Genomic DNA, 24703 nt, shown 5'->3' with positions numbered 1-24703 from the left:
AGAATAATGAACTTCAATTTTGTTCGGCTGGGGCTTGTCGGACTTTCTCTTTTGGTCGCTTCCCCCGCCATGGCGGATATGCAGGATGATCTTGCTGAAGCGGATGTTTCAAAGGGTGAGACGCTGTTCAAGCGTTGCGTGGCGTGCCACACCATCGAAAAAGGTGACCGGAACAAGGTCGGCCCAAATCTTTACGGCATCGTCGGTCGCCCGGTCGCAGATGCGCCCGGCTACGCCTATTCCACGGGCATGAAAAACTATGGCGGCGAATGGACGGTCGAGCGTCTCGATGCCTATCTGCTTCAGCCCCGCACCGAGGTGAAGGGCACCAAGATGGCCTTTGCCGGCCTCAAGAGCGAGGATGACCGCGTCGACCTGATCGCCTATCTCAACACGTTCTCGGACAATCCGCTCCAGTTCGGCGCGGCCGAGGAAGAGAATGAGACCGCCGAAGACGTGAAGAAGGCCGAGGTGTCCGGCGAGGGTGAAGAAACCATCGAGGGTGATTTCGGCAAGCTGAAAGTCGCTGCCGGTGTCGAGGAAACCTACTACACCTGCACCGCCTGCCATTCGGAAATGATCGTCGCCCAGCAGGGGCTCAGCCGCGAGGGCTGGGAGAAGATGCTGAAATGGATGGTCGATGAGCAGGGCATGGACGAGATTGCCGAGCCCGACCACACGATCATTCTCGATTACCTGACGGCCCACTACAATGAGGATCGTCCGAACTTCCCGCGTCCGAACTGACGGCGCATATTTCAGCCCCGCTCCGGCGGGGCTGAAATATTTTTGCCCCTATCCGCAGGACGTGGCCCGTGCGGTCGCGTCCTGCAGGGCGATCACGGTTTCAGGCTTCGCCATCCGGCGCGTGGCCTGCTCCAGATAATCGGTGATCGCTAAAAACTTGCCCGCATCCATGTCTGTCGCAAAGATCCGGTAGAAGCGATCCGGCACGTCCCATTGGGCGCTTTGCAGGCCGGGCGATGTTTCGGTCTCTATGGAGCTGTTGCTTGCAACGACGGTCAGCCGGCAGCCTTCACGCCCGGCAAAGTGGGCCGCAGTGCCATAGGGCAAATCCCTGATCGCGACGAGTGTGAGGTTGGCGGCGGAGAGGTCCGGGAAGTCCTCGGACCGTTCGCCGGCGACCGTGCGGAAGGTTTTGTCTTTTGACACATAGGTCTGCGCAGCAAAACTCTCGTGCACGGCGAGCGCGGTGTCCGGCCCGGATGTATCCGGTTGTTTCGGCAGAGCGATGAAAAGGGTCAGGGCGAGAGAACCGGCGAACGCTGCGCTCGCCCACCAGCGCCAGGAGAACCTGTTGTCGTTCTGGCCTGCGGGGTGAGCCGCCGGCTCCGGCCTGAGCGCCTTCAGGCTGGCAGACATGTCGCGGATTTCAGCGAGAGCGGCCTGCAATGCCGGCTCTTCCTCCAGCCTGCGGGCGAAAGCCTCGCTCTCTTCTCCCAGCTCGCCATCGTGGAATGCGTTGACCCTGATGAAGTCCTCTTCCGTTACCTTGCTCATGGAGTCTGCTTTACCTGCTCTTCATCCTGATCGTCGCCGTTTACGCGGCGCAAAAGCTCTTTCCGGGCCCGGCTGATGCGGCTCATCACCGTGCCCGTGGGCACATTCATGATCTCGGCCGCTTCCGCATATTTGAAGCCCATGATGTCGATGAGAAACAAAACCTCCCGCGTCTCGGGCGGCAGTTTCTCAAAGGCGAGCCGAACGAGAACATCGCGTCCTGCGCTGCTCGTTCCGTCGCTTTCATCCATAAGACGTTTGTGCGCTGCGATATATTCACGGCGCACGCGTCTTTTTCTCAATTCGTCGTAATGAAGGTTGCGGATGACGCGAAACATCCACGGCCGCAGTTCCTCGATACGCTCTGGCCGTGTTTCGTGACGCAGGGCGCGCTCCACCGCATCCTGGACCAGATCATCCGGGCTTTCCGCCGCGCCACAGATCGAGCGCGCATAGGCGCGCAATTCCGGAAGAAGCAATTCGATCTGCGAAAGATGAGCCATGTGCTGCCGGTCGCGTTCCCCAATGCTCCGTTGCTGCTTTCGTCTTCTGCGAAATTTTACTGCCGGAGCCCCATTTCCTGCAAAGTAAACCTTGTACTTTGTGCGAGGCAAGGCGATGCGGGTTGACAGGCTCGCTGAAATTATGAAACGATCCAAACATAATGTTGCTATCGTAACATATCATCTGGCAGCCCCGTCTTTCGCGGGGCGGGCACGAAACACACGGACGCTGCAATGACCGACGCTCTCGCCCGAAACACCGGCACGCAACTGAGACCTGAATGGTTCGAGGATGTGTCCGTCAACCGCACTGCGGCCGAGCGCCGGGCGGGCACGCTTGCCGCGCGCCGTTCGGTCAAGAAAGCCTATCAGGCGGCATGGCTCGTACGGGCCATCACCTGCATTGACCTGACGACACTTGCCGGCGACGACACACCGGGACGCGTGCGCCGGCTTTGCGCCAAGGCGCGGCGTCCGGTGCGCGAAGACATTCTGGAAGCGCTGGGGCTCGCCGATGCCGGCATCACCACCGGCGCTGTTTGCGTTTATCCGACCATGGTTGGCCATGCGGTGAAGGCGCTGGAAGGCAGCAACATTCCGGTGGCCTCCGTGGCGACGGGCTTTCCCGCCGGCCTCATGCCCCTGCCGCAGCGTCTGGCGGAAATCCGCTATGCAGTGGAAGAGGGCGCGCACGAAATCGATATCGTCATCACCCGCGAATATGTGCTCACGCAGAACTGGAGCGCGCTCTATGACGAGATCGCCGCCATGCGCGAGGCCTGTGGCGAGGCGCATATGAAGGCCATTCTGGCGACCGGCGATCTGAGCACGCTCAGCAATGTCTACCGTGCCTCGATGGTCGCCATGCAGGCGGGGTCCGACTTCATCAAGACGTCGACCGGCAAGGAAGGCGTGAACGCCACCCTGCCGGTGAGCCTGACCATGGTGCGAGCGCTGCGCGATTATCGCGAATATTCGGGCCAGATTGTCGGCTTCAAGCCGGCGGGCGGCCTCAAGACCGCCAAGGATGCGCTGGCCTGGCTGACGCTGATGAAAGAGGAGCTGGGCAATCGCTGGCTGGAGCCGGACCTGTTCCGCATCGGCGCAAGCTCGTTGCTTGGCGACATTGAACGGCAATTGGAGCACTTCGTGACCGGCCGCTATTCCAGCGCCAACCGTCACGCGGTCGCATGAGGAATCGAAACATGTCTTCCATCAAGGATATCCTGCGCACCATGGAATACGGCCCCTCTCCGGAAGCCAATGGCGATGTCGTCCAATGGCTTGAAGCCCATGGCCGCTCTTTCGGTCATTACATTGATGGCCGGTTCGTAACGCCGAAGGGCGCGCGCGAAATCGCCGTCTCCGATCCCGCCAATGGCGGGGAGCTGGCGCGGATCGCCTGCGGCACGACCGATGACGTGGATGCGGCAGTGAAGGCTGCACGTGCGGCATTTGGCAAGTGGTCCAAGCTTTCCGGCCACGCCCGCGCCAAATATCTCTACGCCATTGCCCGCCATGTGCAGAAGCGCTCGCGCTTCCTGGCCGTTCTGGAGACCATGGACAATGGCAAGCCGGTGCGCGAGACGCGCGACATCGACATTCCGCTGGTCGCCCGCCATTTCTATCATCACGCGGGCTGGGCCGAGATGGTGGAAGACGAGTTCCGTGGCTTCTCGCCGGTGGGCGTCTGCGGGCAGGTGATCCCGTGGAACTTCCCGCTGCTCATGCTCGCCTGGAAGATTGCGCCGGCGCTTGCCGCTGGCAACACGGTGGTGCTGAAGCCCGCCGACCTGACGCCGCTGACGGCCATTGCCTTTGCGGAAATCTGCCATGAGGTGGGATTGCCCGCCGGTGTGGTCAACATCGTTCAGGGCGACGGCGCGACGGGCGCCGCCGTTTGCGGCCATGAGGGCGTCGACAAGGTGGCCTTCACCGGCTCCACGCAGGTGGGCCGCGTCATCCGCGAGCAGATTGCCGGTTCCGGCAAGAAACTGTCGCTGGAGCTGGGCGGCAAATCGCCCTTCATCGTGTTCGAGGACGCCGATCTCGATGCGGCAGTCGAGGGCGTGGTGGACGCGATCTGGTTCAACCAGGGCGAGGTGTGCTGCGCGGGGTCGCGCCTGCTCGTTCAGGAAGGCATTGCAGAGCGCTTTCACGCCAAGCTGAAGGCGCGTCTTGAGACGCTGCGCGTTGGCGACCCGCTCGACAAGTCCACGGATGTGGGCGCAATCGTGTCGCCGGTTCAGGTGGAGCGGATTTCCGCACTCGTGGCGAAGGGCGTCGAGGAGGGGGGCGCGCTCTGGCAGGCTCCCGCGCCGCTTCCCGAAAAGGGCAATTACATCGCGCCCGGCTTCTTCACCGACGTCGAGCCTGCCTCGACCGTCTGTCAGGTGGAAATCTTCGGGCCCATCGCCGCTTCCATGACCTTCCGCACGCCGGACGAGGCCGTGGCGCTCGCCAACAACAGCCGTTACGGGCTTGCCGCTTCCGTCTGGTCGGAAAACATCAATGTGGCGCTCGATCTCGCCGCACGGGTGAAGGCCGGCGTTGTCTGGATCAACTGCACCAACATGCTGGATGCGGGCGCCGGGTTTGGCGGTTATCGCGAGAGCGGTTTTGGCCGCGAGGGCGCGCGCGAGGGGCTTTACGAATATCTCGCCGCCGATTGGGAGAAGGGCCTCGCAGCGCCCAAAGGGCAGGAGGCATTCGTGCCATCGGCCTCGCCGGTCGGCGACGGCAAGGTGCTGGTCGAGGGCATCGACCGCACCATGAAGAATTATATCGGCGGCAAGCAGGCGCGACCCGATGGCGGGCACAGCTATGCCGTGACCGGCAAGGGCGGGCTCGTGATCGGTGAAGCCGGCATCGGCAACCGCAAGGACATCCGCAACGCGGTCGAGGCGGCGGCCAAGGCCGGCGGCTGGGGCGGTGCGACCGGTCACAACCGCGCGCAGGTGCTCTACTATCTGGGCGAAAACCTGGAGGCGCGGCGCGCAGGCATGGAAGCGCTTCTGTGCGAGAGCACGGGCATCAGCGCGAAGAAGGCGGCCGAAGAGTTCGATACGGCGCTGCGCCGCATCTTCTATTACGCCGCGCAGGCCGACAAGTTCGACGGGGCGGTCCACTCCACCCAGTCGCGCCATGTAACGCTTGCCATGAACGAACCCTTTGGCGTGATGGGCATTGCATGCCCGGACGAAGCGCCGCTTCTGTCGCTGGTTTCGCTGGTGCTGCCGGCCATCGCCATGGGCAACCGGGTCGTGGTCGCGCCGTCCGCGCGCCATCCGCTGATCGCCGGCGATTTCTATCAGGTTCTGGACACGTCCGACGTGCCGGGCGGTGTGGTGAACATTGTCACCGGCGAGCGCGATCTTCTGGTGAAGACACTTGCCGAGCACGATGAAGTGGCTGCGCTCTGGTATTTCGGCTCGGCGGAAGGCAGCGCCATGGTCGAGAAGGCATCGGCCGGAAACCTGAAATCGACCTGGGTCAACAATGGCCGCATGCCGAACTGGCTCGATGACGGGCAGGGACGCGGACGCGACTATCTGCGCCGCGCGGTTCAGGTGAAGAATATCTGGGTTCCCTACGGCGCGTGACTCGCACTGCACGTTCTACGAAAGCGCCCTTTGCCGGATAAATATTCCCATCGGACCGGTGATTTTGCCGGTCCGATGCGCACAATTTGCTCCCCGCAGGATTCAATTGTCTCGCGGTCTTTGTATTTGCCGGTTAGATTAGCCTGGAAACTCCGATGCCATCCTCAAAGGTCAGCCCTTGAGGCGACCTTTGATGGAGCAGGCGTCGCGGGTTAGAAAGTGCAAAGGACAAGCAAGATGACAGCATCGCTGAAAGAGACGGGTCTGGGCTTTCGCAGCCTGACAATCACGGTGGCTTTTGCCCTCTGGGGCGCGACCGGGGCCATGGCGCAGGACAATGCGGACCCGTCTGCCGTCATTCGCGTCGGCTCGCTCTATGAGCCGCAGAACCTCGACAACACGGCGGGCGCCGGGCAGGGCATCAACGAAGCCTTCAACGGCAATGTCTATGAGGGCCTGTTCCAGCTCACCGATGACGGCGATGTGGTCGCAAAGCTCGCTTCCGGTTTCGAGATGAGCGAGGACGGTCTCACCTACACGTTCACGCTGCAGCCGGATGTGACGTTCCATTCAGGCGATCCGCTGACCGCAGCCGATGTGAAATCCAGCATTGAGCGCGTCACGGCGGAGGGCTCGCAGAGCTCGCGCAAGCGCACGCTGGCAAACATTGAGAGCATTGAGGCGAAGGATGACAACACCGTTGTCGTCACCCTCAAGGAGCGCTCCATCTCGCTGCCCTACAATCTGAGCTATGTCTGGATCGTCAACGATGCGGCCAAGGACCTGACCTCGGGCGAGGACGGCACCGGCCCCTACAAGCTCGACAACTGGCGGCGCGGTTCCAGCATCACGCTGTCGCCCTACGAGAACTACTGGGGCGAGAAGCCGAAGAATGGCGGCGTGACCTTCTCCTATTTCAAGGAGGCGACCGCCCTCAACAATGCGCTTCTGACCGGCGCGGTGGACATCATCACCAGCGTGCAGAGCCCGGATTCGCTGATGCAGTTCCAGGACAATCCGTCCTTCGTCGTGACGGATGGTCAGTCCACCACCAAGGAAGTGCTCGCCTATAACGACCGCGTCGCGCCCTTCGACAATGTGAAGGTGCGCAAGGCCGTGGCCCGCGCCATCGACCGCAAGCGCCTGCTGAACTCCATCTGGGGCGAATACGGCACGCTGATCGGCTCCTTCGTACCGCCGACGGACCCGTGGTATGTCGACTTGAACGATGTCGACGCCTACGCTCCGGAAAGCGCAAAGGCGCTGCTGGCCGAAGCCGGCTATGCGGATGGCTTCACCTTCACGCTTGATACGCCGAACTACGACCCGCACCCGATCGTCGCCCAGTTCCTGCAGAATGAGCTGGCCAAGGTCGGCATCAAGGTGAACATCAACATCATCACCGCCAATGAGTGGTACACGAAGATCTACCAGGCGCATGATTTCCAGGCGACGCTGCAGGAACACGTGAACCACCGCGACATCGTGTTCTACGGCAATCCGAACTTCTACTGGGGCTATAACAACCCGCAGGTGGTGGAACTGATCGCATCGGCAGAGGCGAGCGGTTCCGAGGCAGAGCGCGATGAAAAGCTCACGGAAGCAAACCGCATCATCGCCGAGGATGCAGCCAGCGGATGGCTCTATCTTTACCCGCAGATTGTGGTATCGACCGCGTCGGTCAGCGGGTATCCGGTCAATGGCCTAAACTCGCAGTTCTTCGCATACGACATCGCCAAGCAGGCTCGATAGCCGCCAAGGCAAGCCGCTACGAAGCCGGTTCATCGTGCGAAAGTGACGATGAGCCGGTTAAGGCGTTTGACTTTTGCAGTTCCGAACGGAAAAACCGGTTCTGATTTTTCTGGAATTGCTCTGAGGGAGGCTCCGATCCTCGTTTATATCGCCCGGCGGCTTGCCATTCTGTTCTTCTCGCTTCTGGCGGCCTGTGTGGTTCTTTTCATACTGCTCAGGCTTCTGCCCGGTGATCCGGCGAATTCGCTGATCTCCGTGGGCGCCGACGAGGCGCAGATTGCAGCCGCGCGGCGGCAGGTCGGCTCCGATCTGCCGCTTGCCCAGCAATTCCTCCAGTTCATCACCAGCCTGGTGCGTTTCGACCTCGGCACGTCCTTCGTCAGCCGCACGCCGGTGCTGCCCGAAATCATGGACCGGCTTGCCGTCACGCTGCCGCTGACCGTGCTGTCGTTCCTGCTGGCGCTTGTGATCGCCGTGCCGCTCGGCATCCTCTCGGCGGTCAAGGCCGACCGCTGGTATGGCGCGGCCATCTCGGTGGTCTCGCAGCTCGGTATCGCCATTCCCGTTTTCTGGGTTGGCATTCTTCTTGTCACGCTGTTCGCCGTCAATCTGCGCTTATTCCCCTCCGGCGGCTTTCCGCCGCGTGGCTGGGATACGCCGGTCGAGGCGCTGCGGACCCTGTTTCTGCCGATCCTCACCATCGCAATCGTGATGTCCGCCTCGCTTCTGCGCTATGTGCGCTCCGCCACGCAGGATGTGCTGGGCAGCGACTATCTGCGCACGGCCCGCGCGCTCGGCTCCGGTTTTTCCGAAGCGCTGGTGCGCCACGGCATCCGCAATGGCGCGGTGCCGGTCATGTCGATCCTCGGCATTGAGCTTGCAACCGCCCTTCTGGGCGCGGTGGTGGTCGAGCGGGTGTTCAACCTGCCGGGTCTCGGCTCCATGCTGCTGCTTGCCATCGAGCAGCGCGATTATCCGAACATTCAGGGCGTTCTCTTCATCTCGACCCTGCTCGTTCTGCTGATCGGCTTCCTTGCCGATCTCGGGCAGCGGCTGGTCGATCCGAGACTGCGTGAGAGCCGGGGAGCGCGCTCATGAGCGGACAGGTGGAAACGGCAGCAGCCCGACCGCGCCTTTCGCGTCGGTCGCTCACCCTCAACATCGGACTTTTCCTCGTCGGCATGCATGTGACGGTGGCGCTCCTCACGCTGGTGTGGACGCCCTACGATCCCACGGGCATGACCGGCGGACGGCTGGAAGCGCCATCCTGGGCGCACTGGGCGGGCACGGACAGGCTTGGCCGCGATCTCTTCACGCAGATCATGATCGGCTCGCGCATCGCGCTGATCGTCGGCTTCGGCGCGGTGGCCATTGCGGCGACAATCGGCGTCACGCTTGGCGTTCTGTCGGCCTTCGCCACACGTTATCTGGATGACATTCTGGCAGCGGCGTTCGACATTCTGATCGCCTTCCCGACACTGCTTCTGGCCATGCTTGTGGTGGCGGCAACCGAAAGCGCGAGCCTGTTCTCCGCCACGCTGGCGCTGGGCATCGCCATCTCAGCCATTGTCGCGCGGCTGACCCGCATTCTCGCCAAGCGCATCCTGTCGATGGATTACATCACCGCGGCGCGCACGGCAGGAGCGTCGTGGCCGAGCATCGTCTTCCGCCATCTCCTGCCCAACATCTGGCCGATGCTGGCAGTGAACTTTGCGCTCCAGTTCGGCCTCGCCGTCATCGCAGAGGCATCGCTGTCCTATCTCGGCCTTGGCGCACCGCCGCCCAACGCCTCGTGGGGCCGTCTCCTTCAGGAGGCGCAGGGCACAGTCTACACCGCGCCCTTCGGCGCCATTGCGCCGGGCATCGCGCTGGTCACGCTGGTGATCGGCATGAACCTTCTGGCTGATGGTCTGCGTGAAGCGGGCGACCCGACCCGGAGGGGCCGGCAATGAGCCTTCTCGACATTCGCGGCCTGACGCTCAGCACCGGCGGTCAGACGCTGGTTTCCAACGTCTCCTTCTCCATCGCGCCCGGCGAACGGCTTGGCCTGATCGGTGAATCCGGCTCCGGCAAGTCGCTCACCGCACTCGCCACCATCGGCCTCCTGCCGCGTGGGTTCCGGGTTCAGGGCTCCATCAAACTCGATGGTCACGAGGTGGTGGGAGCCTCCGAAAGCGCGATGATCGCCCTGCGTGGCGCGGCGGCGGCAACCGTGTTTCAGGAACCGCTCACCGCGCTCAATCCGCTGATGAAGGTGGGCCGGCAGGTTGCCGAACCGGTCATCCGCCGGCATCGCCGCGCAGGCGAAACGGTCGACCGCGCAGCCGTTGCGCGCGAGGTGCGTTCGCTGCTTGAGCGCGTGTCGCTTCCCGACATCGACCGGATCGTGAAATCATACCCTTACGAGATTTCGGGTGGTCAGCGGCAGCGCGTGGCCATTGCCATGGCGCTCGCCTGTCGCCCGAAACTGCTGATCGCGGACGAACCAACCACGGCGCTCGACGTCACCACGCAGGTGGAGATTCTCGATCTCCTGTCCGGTCTGGTGCGCGAGGACGGCATGGCGCTTCTCTTCATCAGCCACGATCTGCCGGTGGTGGCGCGGGTGACGGAAAACGTCATCGTGCTGCGCCGTGGCGAGGTGATCGAGCAGGGGCAGGTTCATGCCGTGTTCGATGCGCCGAAACACGAATATACGCGTTCGCTGGTCGATGCGGCCACCGCGTTCGACAAGGCGCTGGGACCGTCACGATGAGCCTGATTTCACTCGACAATGTTGCCTTTGGCTATTCGCGCAAACAGCAGGTTCTGCACGATGTTTCGTTCAGCCTTCGCCCCGGCGTGAATGTGGGGCTGGTGGGCGAATCCGGCTCCGGCAAGTCCACCATCCTGAAACTGCTGCTTGGGCTGGCGCGTCCCACAAGCGGGCGCATTCAGTTCGGCGACACCGAGCTCAACCCCGGCAACCGCGCCTTCATGCGGGACTATCGCAAGGCGGTTCAGGCTGTCTTTCAGGATCCCTATTCCTCGCTCGACCCGCGCCAGAAGGTGCAGTCGATCATCGCCGAACCGTTGCGGGCGCTGCGCATTCCGGGGTCTCATCAGGAGGCGATTGAAAAGGCGATCCACGATGTCGGCCTGCCGGCAGACGCCATCGACCGCTATCCGCATGAATTTTCCGGTGGTCAGCGTCAGCGCATTGCCATTGCGCGCGCCATCGTGGCGCGTCCGCAGCTCATTCTGGCCGACGAGGCGGTGAGCGCACTCGACCTGTCGACACGCGCCCGCATCGTCGACCTTCTGAAAGCACTGTCGGCAGACATGACGATCCTGCTCGTTTCGCATGATCTGGCGGTTGTCGCCGCCCTTTGCGAAGAGATCGTCATTCTGCAGAAGGGGCGTGTCGTCGAAAGCGGCAAGACCGCCGACATTCTGGCGAACCCCGCGCACCCCTATACGCAGAAGCTGCTTGCGAGCGTTCCGCGGATGCCGGCCTGACCTGGCACCCGCCAAAAACGCTCTATCTATCTGTTTTTACGCATTTTTGCGGGCGTCAGGTGATGCCACCTGACTGCAAAATGCTTTATTGGTCGATCTCAACCCATAGCGGCTGGTGGTCAGAACCCTGTGCATCCATGTCGATCCAGGCACGCTTGACGCTGCCGGCCATGCTACTGCTCACCACGCAATGGTCGATGCGCTCGCCCGAGCCGATAAAGCTCACGCCTTCATCCTCGTCATTGCCGGCTGCCACCCATGCATCGGTGAAACCGCCATCCTGCACGAGGCGTCCGTGCCTCTCGACGCGGTCACCGATCAGGAGGGCGTATTCCTCGCTGTCGGAGGTGAAGTTGAAATCACCCATCACGATGGTGCGCTCGGGCGCGGGCGGCGGCGGGATTTCGTACCAGTCGCCAGCGATGTTTCCGCCCCAGGCAGAGCCGCGATGTGCGGCGTTCAGGAGCAGGTCCATCGCCTGATGCACCTGCGGCAGCCGCGTCTGCGGGCCAATGTGATCGAAATGCACGGAGCAGAAGCGCAGCGGCCCCATATCCGTGTCGACCACGGTTTCGATCAGTGCACGCTGCTGGTGATACTGGTTCGTGAGCGCCATCTTGGGCAGAAGATGGTTCATGGACGACAGGATCGGCCAGCGCGAGAGCACCATGTTGCCGACCTGACGGCGACGTTGGGTAACCGTGCCGTCATCGCCGACGATGGAGGCGTCGATGTCGATGCCCGGTCCATAGACCCAGTGATAGCCCGGCAGGCGCGCGCCGATTTCCTGCGCCTGATGCACAAGCCCGGTGCGCGGGAAGTAGGTTTCCACTTCCTGCAGGGCGATCAGGTCCGCACCCTCGACTTCCGAGACAATGCGATCAAGGTCGAACTGCTCGTCCTTACCCTTGGAATACTGGATGTTGTAGCTGACGAGTTTCATTGAATGGCTCCGGAAACGGTGACGTCGCTGGTTTTCTGAAAGGCTGCGGGCAGGGTGCCCGTCTGGCCGGTTTTCGCGCCCGCGACCGTGATTCGCTTCTCGGTGGTGGGGTCGAACAGGTGTACGCTCTCTGCGCCGATGGCGAGCGAGCAGGGCGCGCCGGGCGCCGGGTGATGACGCCCGGCGGAGTGCAGCACGAAATCACGACCGGCGAGCCGGCCATGCATCAGCCGGCCGCTGCCCTGTTCTTCGGAGAAGTCGAATGCAACGGTCAGAAGGTTCGGGTCGTTGGCTTCGGGCGCGATCTTCAGATCTTCCGGCCGCAGGCCGACGATCACCGACTGGCCGGCAATGGTCCGGCCGATTTCCGGGTCCACGGGCAGGCGGAAACTGGTGTTGTCGATCACGGCGAAGGTGCCGCAGTCCGACACGCCGCAGGGCAGGAAGTTCATGGCCGGAGAGCCGATGAAGCCGCCGACATAGATGCTGGCCGGCGCGTGATAGACCTCTTCGGGCGTGCCGACCTGCTCGATCCGGCCTGCATTCATCACCACCAGACGGTCGGCAAGCGACATGGCTTCCACCTGATCATGGGTCACGAAAACCGAAGTTGCCTTGAGCGTGCGATGGAGGCGACGGATTTCAAGACGCATCTGCACGCGCAGCTTGGCGTCGAGGTTGGAAAGCGGTTCGTCGAACAGGAAGACTTTCGGCTCGCGCACGATGGCCCGGCCCATGGCGACGCGCTGGCGCTGACCGCCCGAAAGCTGCGCCGGCTTGCGGTCGAGCAGCTGGTCGAGGCCGAGGCTCTTTGCCGTGGCTTCCACCTTCTGCATCCGCTCCGCCTTGCGCATGCCGCCGACCTTCAGCGCGTAGCCGATGTTCTGCGCCACGGTCATGTGCGGATAAAGCGCGTAGTTCTGGAACACCATCGCGCAGCCGCGCTCACGCGGCTCGAGCTGGTTCACCACCGTGTTTTCGATGGAGATCTCGCCATTGCTGATCTCTTCAAGCCCGGCAATCATGCGCAGAAGCGTGGACTTGCCGCAGCCTGAAGGGCCCAGAATGACGATGAACTCGCCATCCTGAATGTTGAGGTCGACGCCGTGCACGACCTGGTTCTTTCCGTAGAATTTCTCGACCTTGCGAATATCGATATCGGCCATGATTCAATCTCTCCTGAGAGGTTATTTTTCGGTGCTGATGAGGCCGCGCACGAACCAGCGCTGCATCAGGATGACGACCAGCAGGGGCGGGAGCATCACGATCAGCGTTCCGGCCATGGCGACATTCCAGTCAGCAATGGCGTCAGGTCCGGGAATGAGGCGGCGCAGTTCCATCACCACGGTGGAGTAGTTCGCCCGGTCGGTAATGATCAGAAGTGGCCAGAGATACTGGTTCCACGCATAGACGAACATGATGGTTGCAAGTGCTGCGATGTTGGTGCGCGAAAGCGGCAGAAGCACTTCGAAGAAGAAGCGGAACGGGCCGGAGCCATCCATTTTGGCCGCTTCCACCAGCTCATCGGGAATGGTCAGGAAGAACTGACGGTAGAGGAACGTGCCGGTGGCCGTTGCCACCAGAGGCAGGATCAGGCCGGTGTAGGAATTCAGCATGTTCCATTCGAGCGAGAGTTCGACGCCCGAAAACTGCGCGATGAGCCAGCTGATGCCGGTGAAGTCGAGGATCGCCTGGAACGGGTAGAGCGCGTTTGCAGCCACTGCATAGGTGGGCACGATGCGCACTTCCAGCGGCAGCATCAGGGTGATGAAGATCACCCAGAAGAACACCATGCGCAGGCGATAGTTGAAGAACACGATGGAGAAGGCGCTGATGGCGGAGATCGCCACCTTGCCGATCACCACCGCGATGGCGACGATCATCGAGTTCATGAACTTCACGCCGAAATCGGCGCGGGTCCAGGCGGCGGTGAGGTTGTTCCATAACTCGCCGCCCGGCAGGTAATGCACATTGGGCGAGTTCACCTCGGCGACCGTCAGCGTGGCGGCGACGAAGGACAGCCAGATCGGCACGGCGAGCAGAAGCGCGCCGAAGATCAGGACCGCGTGGGTGACAATGTTGAGGAGGGGGGTGCGTTCGATCATGTCTGGCTCCTCACGTGTAGTGCACGCGGCGTTCGATGAAGCGGAACTGGAAGAAGGTCATGAGGATGACGAGCGCCATCAGTACCAGCGACTGCGCGGCAGCGCCCGAATAATCGAGCCCCTGGAAGCCATCGACATAGATCTTGTAGACCATCAGCTCGGTCGCGCGGGCGGGACCGCCCTCGGTGAGAATGTCGACGATGCCGAAGGAGTCCGTGAAGGAATCCGTCATGTTGATGACCAGCAGGAAGAAGATGGTCGGCGCGAGCAGCGGGAGCTGCAGGTCGAGCATGCGGCGCATCACGCGCGCACCGTCCATGGAGCCTGCCTCGATCAGCGAGCGCGGAATGGACTGGAGGCCTGCGAGGAAGAAGATGAAGGAGTAGGAGACCTGCTTCCAGGCCTGCGTGATGATGATCGCGGTCATGGCGTCAACGCCGGAGAGCGCGGGGTTCCACAGGCCGGGAGAAAGCGTGTTCAGATAGGCGAAGACGCCGGACTGCGGATTGAACAGAAAGCGGAACGCGAGTGCGGCTGCCGGGGCGGCGATGGCGTAGGGCCAGATCATGCCGACGCGGAAGAAGCGATAGCCGCGCAACTGCCGGTCGGCAAAGAGCGCCAGAACGAGCGCCATGGACATGGCGAGGCCGGTCGAGAGCACGGCAAAGACGATGCTGCGCCAGATCGATGCCCAGTAGGTTTCGTCGGAGAAGACGGCGCGGAAATTGTCGAGCCCGACCCACTGGTTGCCGCCGCCAAAGGGCTGCTCGAGGGTGAAGGCCCAGTACATGGCCTGGGATGCCGGCCAGTAGAAGAACACGAAGATGATCAGCAACTGGGGGGCAATGAAGAGATAGGCCAGCCAATTGGCCTTGAAATAAGCGCGCTTTTGCATGGACGTTCCGGGGGTTGCGTTGGTCGCTGAAGGTCACACGGCAACGAAATGCGCCACGGCCGGGAGGCAGCCGTGGCGCAGGCGTTGACGGTTCGGCTTCAGGGAAGCGTCTTGCCGTTATAGGTGCGCTCGAACTTGCGCAGCGTCTTGTTGGAGCGGTCGACGGCGTCGTCCAGAGCTTCCTGCGGGGTCTTCTGACCGCTCAGGACAGCCTGCATCTGGGAGGTCCACTCGGCGCGGATCTGGACGAAGTTGCCGAGGCGGATGCCGCGGGTCAGCGGGGTGACCGGCGTGTAGGTGAGCGATTCAATCGCCTTGTCGCGGCCCTTGTAGGGGCGCTCGCTGTAGAAGCCTTTTTCGACCAGATAGTCGAAGCCTTCATCCGTCACCGGGATGTAGCCCGTGACCGTGCTCCAGAACTCTGCCGATTCCGGCTTGGCGAGGAACTTGAAGTACTCGGCAGCGCCGCGATACTGGTCTTCGGTCTTGCCGGAAAGCGTCCAGAGCGATGCACCGCCCACGACCGAGTTCTTGCGCTCGGTGCCTTCATAGACCGGCAGCATGGCCACGTCCCATGCAAAGCCCTCGTCGACCTGTTCGGTCACGGCCTGGTGGCTGGCGATGGAGCCGAAGAAGTGCGCGCACTCGCCGGCGGCGAAGGCGTCACGGGTGGAAAGGCCGGTTTCGCGCGTCTTGATGACCAGAAGGCCCTCGTCGATCCAGCGCTTGATGTCCTTCATGTGCTTGGCATGAAGCGTCTTGTTGAACACGACTTCGGCGTCGAGACCGTCATAACCGTTGTTCTTGGTCGCGATCGGCTCGCCATGAACCATGGAGAACTGCTCGAGATCGACCCACGAAGACGGTGCGTAGCCCGACGGGCAGGCGTTGCCGGCTTCCTTCAGCTCGCGCAGAACCTGCTCATACTCTTCCCAGGTCTTCGGTGCTTCGTCGCGGCCGATGGATTTGTAGGCGTCGACGTTCCAGTACATCATTGCCGTGGAGGAGTTGAACGGCATGGACCAGAGGCGACCGTCGGAATCCGCATAATAGTTGGCGATGCCCGGGAAATAGGAATCCCAGTCGATCTCGAAACCGTTGTCTTCCATCAGCTTGTAAGCCGGGTAAACCTGACCGGAGAGCATCAGGTCGGGCGTGGAGACCTCGACGCCCTGCACGATGGTCGGGTGCTTCTTGGCGCGGAAAGCGGCGATCGTGTTCTGCAGCGCCGTGGCGTAATCGCCCTGGCTGACGCAGCTGATCTCATACTTGTCCTGGGAAGCGTTGAAGCGGTCGCAGGTCGCCTGAACCTGTTCGCCAAGCTGACCGGTGAGGCCGTACCAGTATTCAAATTTCACCTTCTCGGCCATGGCTGACGTCGTCAGAGCCAAAAGCGCGAGCGTGCTTGCGATGAGTTTCTTCTGCATCTTTTTCTCTCACATGGGAAAGGAGCGGTCGCCGGCTCCGTTGCCGGTCGCGCCTTGGCTATCGGCGCGCCTTGACAGCTGGGTGACCGCATCATGAAGGTTATTTGAAAGCTGTGGGCAGACTTGCTTAGCCAGCCACTTTTTCGCGCTCTGCGGTCTCTTCCGCATGTTTGCGACGCCGGCGGAACAGGCCGTCGGCCATCTCTGCATGACGGTGAATGTAGTCGTGGAAGTGCACGAGCGTGCTGTTTTCATCGGCCAGCACGACGGCATATTGTGCAGGGCCATCAAGGCGCAGCGCTTCGCCCGGCATACCCGGCAGGTGCGCGTTGACGTCGTAATGGTTGCCCGAAATCGTGGTCAGCGGGATGCCGTGCCACAGGCCCGTGGTCGGGCGGTGAACATGGCCGGCGATCACCTGACGCACATCGGGATGCGTCTTCAAAACGTCGCGGAACGCCTCGGACTGCTGCAGCTTGATCTGGTCGACCGGCATGTGAAGATCGTTCGCATGGTGATGCATGACAATGATCACCGGCCGATCCTGCGCTTCTTCCAGTCGCGCGGCGAGCCAGGCAAGGCGCTGTTCGCAGAGCACGCCGCTGACGATTTCCGGCTCGCTGGAATCGATGACGATGACGCGATAGCCTTTCACGTCGATGGCCTTCTGGATGTGGCCGTTCTCATCATCATGCAGCGTGCCGAAGATTTCCTTGAACCGGTCGCGATGGTCGTGATTGCCGAGCGTCAGGACAACCGGCATTTTCAGCTGGTCGATCATGCGGTCCAGAATGGCGTATGCCGGGACTTCGCCACGGTCGGCGAGATCGCCAGCGAAAATGCAGAAATCCGCGTCGCCATGGTTCGTGTTGGCGCTGTCGATAGCGGCCTGAAGACGCTTCGTGGTGTCCAGGCCATTGGTGGCCTCACCTTCCGGCGAAAGGTGGATATCGCTCATGACGATGAATTTCAGCATGACTGCCTCGTTTGCGAGATAAATGACAGGAAGCCTGATCGGCGCTTGGCAGCCGGGTATCATCGCTCTGTGTCGCGCCGCTGACAGATTTCTTGCAGTTCGGCGACAGGCATGTGAAGGGCGCACGCAAGGCGTCGCTGCCCGCCCATTCTTCATGGGCGCGCTGTTGAAAATCAGTCGGCTTTATTCACGGAGGGGAGGCTGGACGCGCCTCAGGCGTCCACAGGGATCGCGTATTTCTCGATCATGGTTTCGAGATAACTCGCCGCTTCGTCGCCTTTAAGAGCATCAGCCCAAAGACCTTCAGCGATATCCTCGTGAAGCGTCATGGCTTCCGGGGCGGAGGTGATCAGCGCCACCCCGACGCGGATGTTGGGCTGTTCGCCCAGCCGGAAAGGGCTGATCGCCAGCACCGAGCGGTCCTGCTGGCGGAAGATCTGAAAACTCGTCGCCGGAACCGGCTCGCGCACGATGCCGATCTGGATGCCGATGGGCTGCTCGCGCAGCATGGTCAGAATGTACTCGGCCTCGCGGCGCGCCTGCATGCGGCGCTTGTTCACCACGTCCGGCGGCAAATCGTGCCGGCCGGTCAGGCCGTGAAGCAGAAACCCTTCCAGATCTGCCGAGGCGATCAGGCTGACGATCAGCGGGCGGCGCAGGCGAAACGCCTTCTTTCGCGCCCGCAAAATGTCGATCAGCGCATCCACCACCTCTCCGGAACGGCCTTCCGGATCGACCTCCGGCGGCACGGATTCCCGCAGCACTTCCTGCAACGCATCGTCATAGGCGTCAGACGTCAGGAGATAGGAGACAGGGCTGAACAGGCCGATCACCTGCTGGCAGTCATCTTCGAGCTGGCGCATGCGCTCAAAGAAGGCAATGGCGCTCGACACATATTCCACGCCGACGCCCATCAGGCTGGGCAGCGATACGCCGAGCTCGTCGGCGATGCTGGTCAGCATCTCGATCTTGCGAATTTCGCCTTTCTCGGCGCGGTAGAGAGCGGCACGCGAGATGCCGAGCTTCTCTGCCAGTTCGTCCGGAGCAAGCCCTTTGCCGAGGCGGTAAGCGCGCAGGCGGGCGCCAATGTCGCTGAATCTGATCAAGTCGCCCTGTGACACGCTTTTTTCTCGCAAGTTTCAACTCCTTCCGTTATCGGGTGCCCTGTATCGGCTTGTCAACGGACATGCTCAAATAAGCACGGAAAGCTCATTAATTGGACGAAAGTTCCATTCGTCTCATTTTTGAGAATTCCGTTGACAGGCTATGGTTGGGCTCGTAGGCTGCTTTTTCAAAAAAGCAATGGAGGCGGAACAATGAAACATCTCATTCGTAAACTGGCTGCAACGACCGTTATGGGCGTGGCTGGCGCGGCATTCGCGACAGGCGTCTGGGCGGCGGATTTCGTTGCAAAGATCGGTCATCTTGAATCGGCGCAGCAGTCGCGTCACGTGTTCCTCGACAAGGTCGCCAAGCTCGTGAACGAGCGCACCGATGGCGCGGTCGAGTTCCAGATCTTCCCGCAGGGCCAGCTCGGCCAGCAGCGCGAAATGACCGAAGGCGTCCAGCTCGGCACGCTTGAGGCGACCGTCGCGCCGGCTGCCTTCCTCGGCGGTTTCAACCCCGCCGTTTCGATCATGGACATTCCGTACCTGCTTCCCGACAATGACGAGACCGCACAGAAGATCCGCGGCGGCGCGTTTGGCGAGGCGCTTTGCGAATCGTTCAATTCGCGCGGCGTGACCTGCATCGGCCTGTGGCCGAACGGCAAGAAGAATTTCACCTCTTCCAAGCCGCTCGCAAGCCTTGAAGACTTTGCCGGCCAAAAGTTCCGCGTCATGGATTCCAACATCCTGATCGAGCAGTTCAATTCGCTTGGCGCATCGGCGATCGCCCTGCCGTTCGGCGAGCTTTACACCGCCCTTCAGACCGGTGTTGTCGATGGCGAGGAAAACCCGCTCGACACCATCCAGCGCATGAAGTTCTACGAAGTGCAGAAGCACCTCGTCCTGTCCGACCATGGCGCGATGGAAGACGTGATCCTGTTCAACCCGGCCTGGTGGGCAAGCCTGCCGGCGGAGCATCAGCAGACCATTGTCGACACGTTCAACGAAGTCATCCCGGAGCTGATCGCCCACAAGGCTGAGGCCGTTGCCACAGCCCTTGAAGAGATCAAGGCATCGGGCATCGAAATCCGCGAGATGAGCGCCGACGAGAAGTCCGCGTTCCGTGACAAGATGTATCCGGCCGGGCGCGCAGCCTATGTGGAGCGCGCCGGTGAAGAGGGCGAGAACCTGATCGCCATCTATGAGAAGGAATATGAGGCCGCCACGGCGCAGTAAGCACGGGAACGCCGCGCGCCCATTCGGGCGCCACCGGCGATCCACTTTGTTGCGGGGCATCGGAACGACCGAAAACGGTTTTTGCCTTACGGTCCGATGCCCTGGCCTTTCACCGAACCAAAGCATTGACTTTCATATGTCGGGCTCCCCGTGAGCCCGGCAGCGGTTCCCTTTTTCGAAGGAATGAGACCTTGAAAGCACTTGCCATCATCAGAACAGCCGAGCGCATAGCAGCGGTCTCCATCTTCCTTGTCATGGTCGCGCTCTACTTCATGAATGTGCTGGCGCGCCAGGTTGGCGGCACTTTCGCCTCCGAGTTCGCCTGGGTTGAAGAAGCCGTGCGGCTGATGAGCCTTTTCCTCGTCTTTCTCACGGTCGGCCTTGCCCTTGAGAAAGGGCGTCACGCCGGTGTGCACACCTGGCGCGACCGGATCGCGCGGGCCTCTGGCCTGCCGATCAGAAAGATCATCGACGCGGTCGGCTTCGTGTTCTGCATCTATCTTGTCTGGGTCGGCTACCAGATGACCGCCTTCGTTTACGACATGGGCCAGCGGAGCCCGACGCTGAACATCCCGATCTTCTGGATTTATCTCGCGCCCACCATCGGTTTTGCGCTCATGGCGCTGCGCTTCGTGCTCAGCCTCTTCGGTTGCATCGATCGTTTCGCCGGACAGGCGTCGGAGGAATAATGATCCTTTTCGCACTCGTCATCATCGTCGCAGTCATGCTGCTGGTTCTCGGTTTCGAGATGTTTCTCGTGCTGGGCGTGCCGGCGCTCATGATCAAGGAATTCTTCTACGGCAACCTCCCTGATCCGGTGGTTATTCAGAAAATCCTGGGCGGCATCAATCACACGACGCTTCTGGCCATTCCATTCTTCATTCTGGCTGCAGAGTTGATGGGCGAGGGGCAGATCGCCCGCCGCCTGACAGGTCTCGTCAAGGTGCTGGTCGGTCATCTGCGCGGCGGCATGGGATACACCACGATTGGCGGCTCCATGGCGTTCGGCTCGGTCTCCGGTTCCGCACCGGCCACGGTCGCGGCCATGGCGCGCATGGTCTACCCGGAAATGCGCAAGGTCGGCTTCAGCGACAAGTTCTCGCTCGGCCTGATCGTTTCCAGTGCCGAGACGGCGCTGCTCATTCCGCCGTCCATCACCTTCATCATCTATGGCTGGATGACGGGCACCTCCGTTGCCAAGCTGTTTGTCGGCGGTCTCGCCGTGGGTCTGGTGCTCGGTCTGGCTTTCGCCATCATGGCGGCGCTCGAAGCGCGACGCTCCGGCGTTGAGCGCGGTCCGCGCACAAGCTGGAAAGAACGCGTCATCGCTGTCCGGGACGCCGGCTGGGCGCTCGGCATGCCGATCATCATTCTGGGCGGCATTTACAGCGGTTATTTCACGCCCACAGAAGCGGCGGCCGTCAGCGTCGTTTACGCCATTTTCGTTGAAGGCGTGATCTTCCGTGAGCTCACCTGGCGCAAGTTGGTTGCAATCACCGAACGCGCCGCGATCTCCACCGCGATCATCTTCATCCTGCTGGCGATGGGCGGCCTCCTGTCCTACTTCATCACGCTGGCGCAGGTGCCGGCGGCCATCACGGGCTTTCTGGAAGCGATCCAGGCCGGGCCGATCGTGTTCCTGCTGATCGTCAATATCAGCTTCCTGATTGCGGGCATGTTCATCGACCCGAACTCGGCGCTTCTGATTCTGGTTCCGCCGCTCTATCCGGTGGCCATGGCGCTCGGCATCGATCCTGTCCATTTCGGCATGATCGTCACGCTGAACATTTCCATTGGCATGATCACGCCGCCCTTCGGGCTCGATATTTTCGTGGCGTCTTCGACCCTGTCGAAACCGGTGCTCACGATCATCTCCGGCCTCTGGCCCTTCATCATCGCGAACCTCATCGTGCTCGCGATCATCACATACGTGCCGGACATCTCCACCTTCCTGCCGAACCTGGTGTTCGGATGACGGGGATTCCAGAAAGGATTGAGCCGATGGACGCAGTCCCGTCGATCAAGGCATTCGAGTTGCCGCTTTCCGTGAAGAGCAACGACCCGGTCAATGGCGAGTATCGCCGTCTGGTGCTCGCCGCTCCGCAGGATCTTCTTGCGCGCTGCCGTGCCGGCCAGTTCTTTCACCTCCTGTGCCCGCAGGCGGGCGGCGAGACGCCTTATCTGCGCCGCCCGATGAGCATTTACGGCTTCTATCCCGATCAGGGAGAGCTGCATTTTCTCTACAAGGTCACAGGCGCCGGCACCCGCGCGCTGGCCACGCTGGCGCTCGGCGACAGGCTCAATGTCCTCGGGCCGCTTGGCGAGCCCTTCACCATTGCCGACGACTGGCAGAACCTGGTTCTGGTAGCGCGCGGCGTGGGGCTCGCAACGCTTGCTCCGCTTGCGCTGGAGGCCAATCGGCTTGGCCGGAAGCTCACTGCGATCTGCAGTGCCCGCCACCCCGACTATCTGATGTCGACGGACTATTTCGCCTCACTGGGCGCAGACGTCATCACCCTGACCGACGCGGAAGGCACGTCGGATCTGGGCAATCTGGAACAGGTTATCGAGGGGCTGGTCGCGGCAGGCCGCGCCGACGCGTTCTACACCTGCGGCTCCAACCGCATGCTCCGGCTTTTGCAGACCATCGGCGAACGTCATGGCATTCCCGGTCAGATCGCGCTTGAGCAGCAAATGGCCTGCGGCATTGGCATGTGCCATTGCTGCGTACGCCCGTTCAATCGCGGCGACCGGCAGGTGCATCTCAGAGTGTGTCGCGAAGGCCCTGTCTTCGACATGATGGAGGCGATCGCATGGTAGATCTTTCTGTCGATATTGGCGGGCTCAAACTCAAGAACCCGATCATGCCGGCATCCGGCACCTTCTCCGAAGATCTCGCGGAGGTGTTCGATCTGGACCGGCTTGGCGCGCATGTGACCAAGACCATCACCCGTGGCTGGCGCGACGGCAATCCGACGCCGCGCGTCTGCGAGGTGAACGGTTCGATGCTCAATTCCATCGGCATTCCGAGCAAGGGTGTTGGCGCGTTTCTTGAAAAAGTCGTGCCGTTCTACGCCCATTACGAGACGCCGCTCGTCGTCTCCATTTCCGGCAACACGGCCGATGAATTCGCCACCCTGTGTTCCGAGGTCAGCGTTCCCGGCGTCGCGGCCATCGAGGTCAACATCTCGTGCCCGAACATCGAGGAAGACGGCAAGGCGTTTGCCATTCGTCCGTCCTCCACGCATGACGTGATGCGCAAGCTGCGCGCGGCGACGGACCTGCCGCTCTGGGCCAAGCTCACGCCCAACACGGGCGAAACGTCCGAAGTGGCGCGCGCTGCGGAAGAGGGCGGCGCCGATGCGCTGGTGGTGGCCAACACCATCCTGTCCATGGCCATCGACATCAACACGCGGCGGCCCAAGCTTGGCAATCTCATGGGCGGCCTGTCCGGCCCGAGCCTGAAACCCATTGCGCTTCGCATGGCCTATCAATGCGCCCGCGCGACCAATATCCCGGTCATCGGCTGCGGTGGTATCTCCACCATTGAAGACGTGATCGAATATCTGATCGCCGGCGCATCCGCCGTGCAGGTCGGCACCGCAACCTTCATTCATCCCACGGCGATGATCTCGCTGATCGACGGGCTGGAAGACTGGCTCGCAGGGCAGGGGCTCTCCTCCGTGCGGGAACTGGTCGGGTCCGTGATCGACGGCGAACAGGACGAGGCCGTTGTCTTCATGGAAGCAGCGCCATGAACGCCCAGCCCGCCTCTTTCGCCCCCGGCCATGCGATCGCCCATGCGACCGACCGTGCGCTTGCAGAGCGTCTGTTCGGCGACATCGCGCACATGTCGCCCGATGTCGAAGGCGTCAGCCGTCCGGCCTTCTCCGAGATCGAGACCAAGACGCTCGAATATCTTGAGACTGTGGCGCGCGCAGAGGGGCTCGAAGTCTGGTACGACGCGGGCTGCAATGCCCGGTTCTCGCTGCCCGAAGACCGCGACGCGGAGCGTTTCATCGTCGTCGGCTCGCATGTGGACAGCGTCCCCTTCGGCGGCAATTTCGACGGACTGGCCGGCGTTGTCGCGGGTCTCGTCTGCCTGATCCGCGCCCGGCGCGAAGGCCGCCGCTTTGCAGGGCCGGTGCATGTGCTTGCCATGCGCGGCGAGGAAAGCGCCTGGTTTGGTCCGTGCTATATCGGCTCGAAGGCGCTGACCGGCACACTCGCAACGCCTGAAATCGAAGCGCGGCACAAGGGCGACGGCCGTACGCTGGAAGCGCATATGGCCGATATCGGCCTGCCGGTCGAAGACATTCGCGCGGGCAAGCCGCTGATGGATGTCAGCCGCATCGAGGCCTATCTCGAACTGCACATCGAGCAGGGGCCGCTGCTGATTGGCAAGAACATCCCCGCAGCCGCCGTTTCCGGCATTCGCGGCAATATCCGCTACCGCTCCATCACCTGCTACGGTGAGGCCGGTCATTCCGGCGCGGTGCCCAAGGCCTATCGGCGCGATCCCGTTCTCGCCATGGCGGATCTTCTGGTGCGGCTCGACGAGAGCTGGACGACGATCCTCAACAAGGGCGACGATCTGGTACTGACGAGCGGCATCGTGGCGACAGATCCCGAAAAACACGCCATGTCGCGCATTCCCGACAGCGTGTCCTTCAGCCTCGACATGCGCAGCCAGAAGCCCGAAACGCTGGATGAGATGCGCAAGCTTCTGACCAGCGAAATACGCGAGATCGAGCGCGACCGGCGGGTCCGCTTCGAGCTGGGCGAAGAGCTTCGTGTCGAGCCGGCGCTGTGCGACAAGGGGCTCGTCGCAGGCCTTGAAGAGGCCATGCGCCAGGTCGGACAGGAGCCTTTCGTCATGCCGAGCGGCGGCGGGCACGACGCTGCCGTGTTCGCCGCCGCCGGCGTTCCTTCCGCCATGGTGTTCGTGCGCAACCGCAATGGTTCCCACAATCCCCAGGAAGCGATGGAGATCGAGGATTTCCTTGCCGGCGTGGATATTCTCTTTGCTTTCCTTGCGGGGGCGGAGTGACTGTGCGGTTTCTTTCAGAAACGAATCCCTGCATTGCCGGGCTGGCTCAGGCAGGAGATAGCTGTTAGCGAAAAGGCCCGATCAACGAA

Annotated in this window: 23 protein-coding genes; 14 read left to right on the top strand and 9 right to left on the bottom strand. The window is 62.0% G+C overall.

From position 1 onward, the window contains the following. Positions 1-6 precede the first annotated feature (6 nt). Positions 7-747, top strand: coding sequence for a c-type cytochrome (locus tag AC4PTT_RS19460; RefSeq protein ID WP_317088356.1), 741 nt, complete (start codon positions 7-9; stop codon positions 745-747). 48 nt (positions 748-795) lie between these two features. On the opposite strand, the gene AC4PTT_RS19455 is transcribed toward AC4PTT_RS19460, so the two are convergent. Both AC4PTT_RS19455 and AC4PTT_RS19450 read right to left on the bottom strand, forming a co-directional pair. After that, complete coding sequence (locus tag AC4PTT_RS19455; protein WP_492162783.1) at positions 796-1521, bottom strand: hypothetical protein; 726 nt, start codon at positions 1519-1521, stop codon at positions 796-798. Continuing rightward, positions 1518-2180 (bottom strand): RNA polymerase sigma factor, encoded by a 663-nt coding sequence (locus tag AC4PTT_RS19450; protein ID WP_261397744.1) that lies wholly within the window; start codon positions 2178-2180, stop codon positions 1518-1520. Before AC4PTT_RS19450 ends, AC4PTT_RS19455 begins: the two co-directional genes overlap by 4 nt. 78 nt (positions 2181-2258) lie before the next feature. On the opposite strand from AC4PTT_RS19450, the gene deoC reads away from it, so the two are divergent. The 7 genes from deoC to AC4PTT_RS19415 all read left to right on the top strand — a co-directional run bounded on the left by deoC (position 2259) and on the right by AC4PTT_RS19415 (position 10876). After that, complete coding sequence (gene deoC, locus AC4PTT_RS19445; protein WP_206994510.1) at positions 2259-3218, top strand: deoxyribose-phosphate aldolase; 960 nt, start codon at positions 2259-2261, stop codon at positions 3216-3218. 11 nt (positions 3219-3229) lie between these two features. After that, complete coding sequence (locus AC4PTT_RS19440; RefSeq protein ID WP_492162782.1) at positions 3230-5626, top strand: aldehyde dehydrogenase family protein; 2397 nt, start codon at positions 3230-3232, stop codon at positions 5624-5626. Between the two features lie 237 nt (positions 5627-5863). Beyond that, positions 5864-7378 carry an ABC transporter substrate-binding protein gene (locus AC4PTT_RS19435; protein ID WP_492162781.1) on the top strand — a complete coding sequence of 505 codons (1515 nt, stop codon included), beginning with the start codon at positions 5864-5866 and terminating at the stop codon, positions 7376-7378. A 147-nt stretch (positions 7379-7525) separates the two neighbouring features. After that, positions 7526-8476, top strand: coding sequence for an ABC transporter permease (locus AC4PTT_RS19430; protein ID WP_224873332.1), 951 nt, complete (start codon positions 7526-7528; stop codon positions 8474-8476). Then, complete coding sequence (locus tag AC4PTT_RS19425) at positions 8473-9330, top strand: ABC transporter permease (protein WP_206548628.1); 858 nt, start codon at positions 8473-8475, stop codon at positions 9328-9330. The genes AC4PTT_RS19430 and AC4PTT_RS19425 overlap by 4 nt, the downstream gene beginning before the upstream one ends. Beyond that, positions 9327-10133 carry an ATP-binding cassette domain-containing protein gene (locus tag AC4PTT_RS19420; protein ID WP_206553152.1) on the top strand — a complete coding sequence of 269 codons (807 nt, stop codon included), beginning with the start codon at positions 9327-9329 and terminating at the stop codon, positions 10131-10133. Before AC4PTT_RS19425 ends, AC4PTT_RS19420 begins: the two co-directional genes overlap by 4 nt. Then, entirely contained in the window at positions 10130-10876 is a 747-nt protein-coding gene (locus tag AC4PTT_RS19415; RefSeq protein WP_492162780.1) for an ABC transporter ATP-binding protein, read from the top strand. The genes AC4PTT_RS19420 and AC4PTT_RS19415 overlap by 4 nt, the downstream gene beginning before the upstream one ends. A gap of 85 nt (positions 10877-10961) precedes the next feature. Here AC4PTT_RS19415 and AC4PTT_RS19410 read toward each other — a convergent pair whose 3' ends face one another. From AC4PTT_RS19410 to AC4PTT_RS19380, 7 genes are all read right to left on the bottom strand, one after another. Then, positions 10962-11819: an endonuclease/exonuclease/phosphatase family protein gene (locus AC4PTT_RS19410; protein WP_492162779.1), complete on the bottom strand. Its 858-nt coding sequence runs from the start codon at positions 11817-11819 to the stop codon at positions 10962-10964. Next, on the bottom strand, positions 11816-12985 hold the full coding sequence (gene ugpC / locus AC4PTT_RS19405; RefSeq protein ID WP_113156931.1) for a sn-glycerol-3-phosphate ABC transporter ATP-binding protein UgpC: 1170 nt from the start codon (positions 12983-12985) through the stop codon (positions 11816-11818). Before ugpC ends, AC4PTT_RS19410 begins: the two co-directional genes overlap by 4 nt. A gap of 21 nt (positions 12986-13006) precedes the next feature. Beyond that, entirely contained in the window at positions 13007-13924 is a 918-nt protein-coding gene (locus AC4PTT_RS19400; protein ID WP_113156932.1) for an ABC transporter permease subunit, read from the bottom strand. Positions 13925-13934: 10 nt separating this feature from the next. Next, a complete protein-coding gene (locus tag AC4PTT_RS19395; protein WP_113156933.1) occupies positions 13935-14819 on the bottom strand; it encodes an ABC transporter permease subunit in 885 nt (294 codons plus the stop codon). A gap of 98 nt (positions 14820-14917) precedes the next feature. Then, positions 14918-16246 carry an extracellular solute-binding protein gene (locus AC4PTT_RS19390; RefSeq protein ID WP_113156934.1) on the bottom strand — a complete coding sequence of 443 codons (1329 nt, stop codon included), beginning with the start codon at positions 16244-16246 and terminating at the stop codon, positions 14918-14920. Between the two features lie 127 nt (positions 16247-16373). Continuing rightward, positions 16374-17222 (bottom strand): phosphodiesterase, encoded by an 849-nt coding sequence (locus AC4PTT_RS19385; protein WP_162742440.1) that lies wholly within the window; start codon positions 17220-17222, stop codon positions 16374-16376. A gap of 212 nt (positions 17223-17434) precedes the next feature. Further along, the gene (locus tag AC4PTT_RS19380; RefSeq protein WP_492162778.1) at positions 17435-18328 is read right to left on the bottom strand and encodes a helix-turn-helix domain-containing protein; all 894 of its coding nucleotides are present in this window, start codon (positions 18326-18328) and stop codon (positions 17435-17437) included. 210 nt (positions 18329-18538) lie between these two features. On the opposite strand from AC4PTT_RS19380, the gene AC4PTT_RS19375 reads away from it, so the two are divergent. From AC4PTT_RS19375 to AC4PTT_RS19350, 6 genes are all read left to right on the top strand, one after another. After that, positions 18539-19564, top strand: coding sequence for a TRAP transporter substrate-binding protein (locus AC4PTT_RS19375; RefSeq protein ID WP_492162777.1), 1026 nt, complete (start codon positions 18539-18541; stop codon positions 19562-19564). A gap of 191 nt (positions 19565-19755) precedes the next feature. Continuing rightward, positions 19756-20253, top strand: coding sequence for a TRAP transporter small permease (locus tag AC4PTT_RS19370; RefSeq protein ID WP_420507558.1), 498 nt, complete (start codon positions 19756-19758; stop codon positions 20251-20253). Next, entirely contained in the window at positions 20253-21539 is a 1287-nt protein-coding gene (locus AC4PTT_RS19365; RefSeq protein WP_297558933.1) for a TRAP transporter large permease, read from the top strand. The genes AC4PTT_RS19370 and AC4PTT_RS19365 overlap by 1 nt, the downstream gene beginning before the upstream one ends. 26 nt (positions 21540-21565) lie before the next feature. Continuing rightward, complete coding sequence (locus AC4PTT_RS19360; RefSeq protein ID WP_113156940.1) at positions 21566-22384, top strand: dihydroorotate dehydrogenase electron transfer subunit; 819 nt, start codon at positions 21566-21568, stop codon at positions 22382-22384. Continuing rightward, positions 22378-23322 carry a dihydroorotate dehydrogenase gene (locus tag AC4PTT_RS19355; RefSeq protein WP_113156941.1) on the top strand — a complete coding sequence of 315 codons (945 nt, stop codon included), beginning with the start codon at positions 22378-22380 and terminating at the stop codon, positions 23320-23322. Before AC4PTT_RS19360 ends, AC4PTT_RS19355 begins: the two co-directional genes overlap by 7 nt. Beyond that, a complete protein-coding gene (locus tag AC4PTT_RS19350; protein WP_492162776.1) occupies positions 23319-24614 on the top strand; it encodes a Zn-dependent hydrolase in 1296 nt (431 codons plus the stop codon). The genes AC4PTT_RS19355 and AC4PTT_RS19350 overlap by 4 nt, the downstream gene beginning before the upstream one ends. Positions 24615-24703 lie beyond the last annotated feature (89 nt).

This window comes from Nitratireductor sp. WH36-1, assembly GCF_058725515.1.
This window is presented reverse-complemented; position numbering and strand designations above follow the sequence as displayed.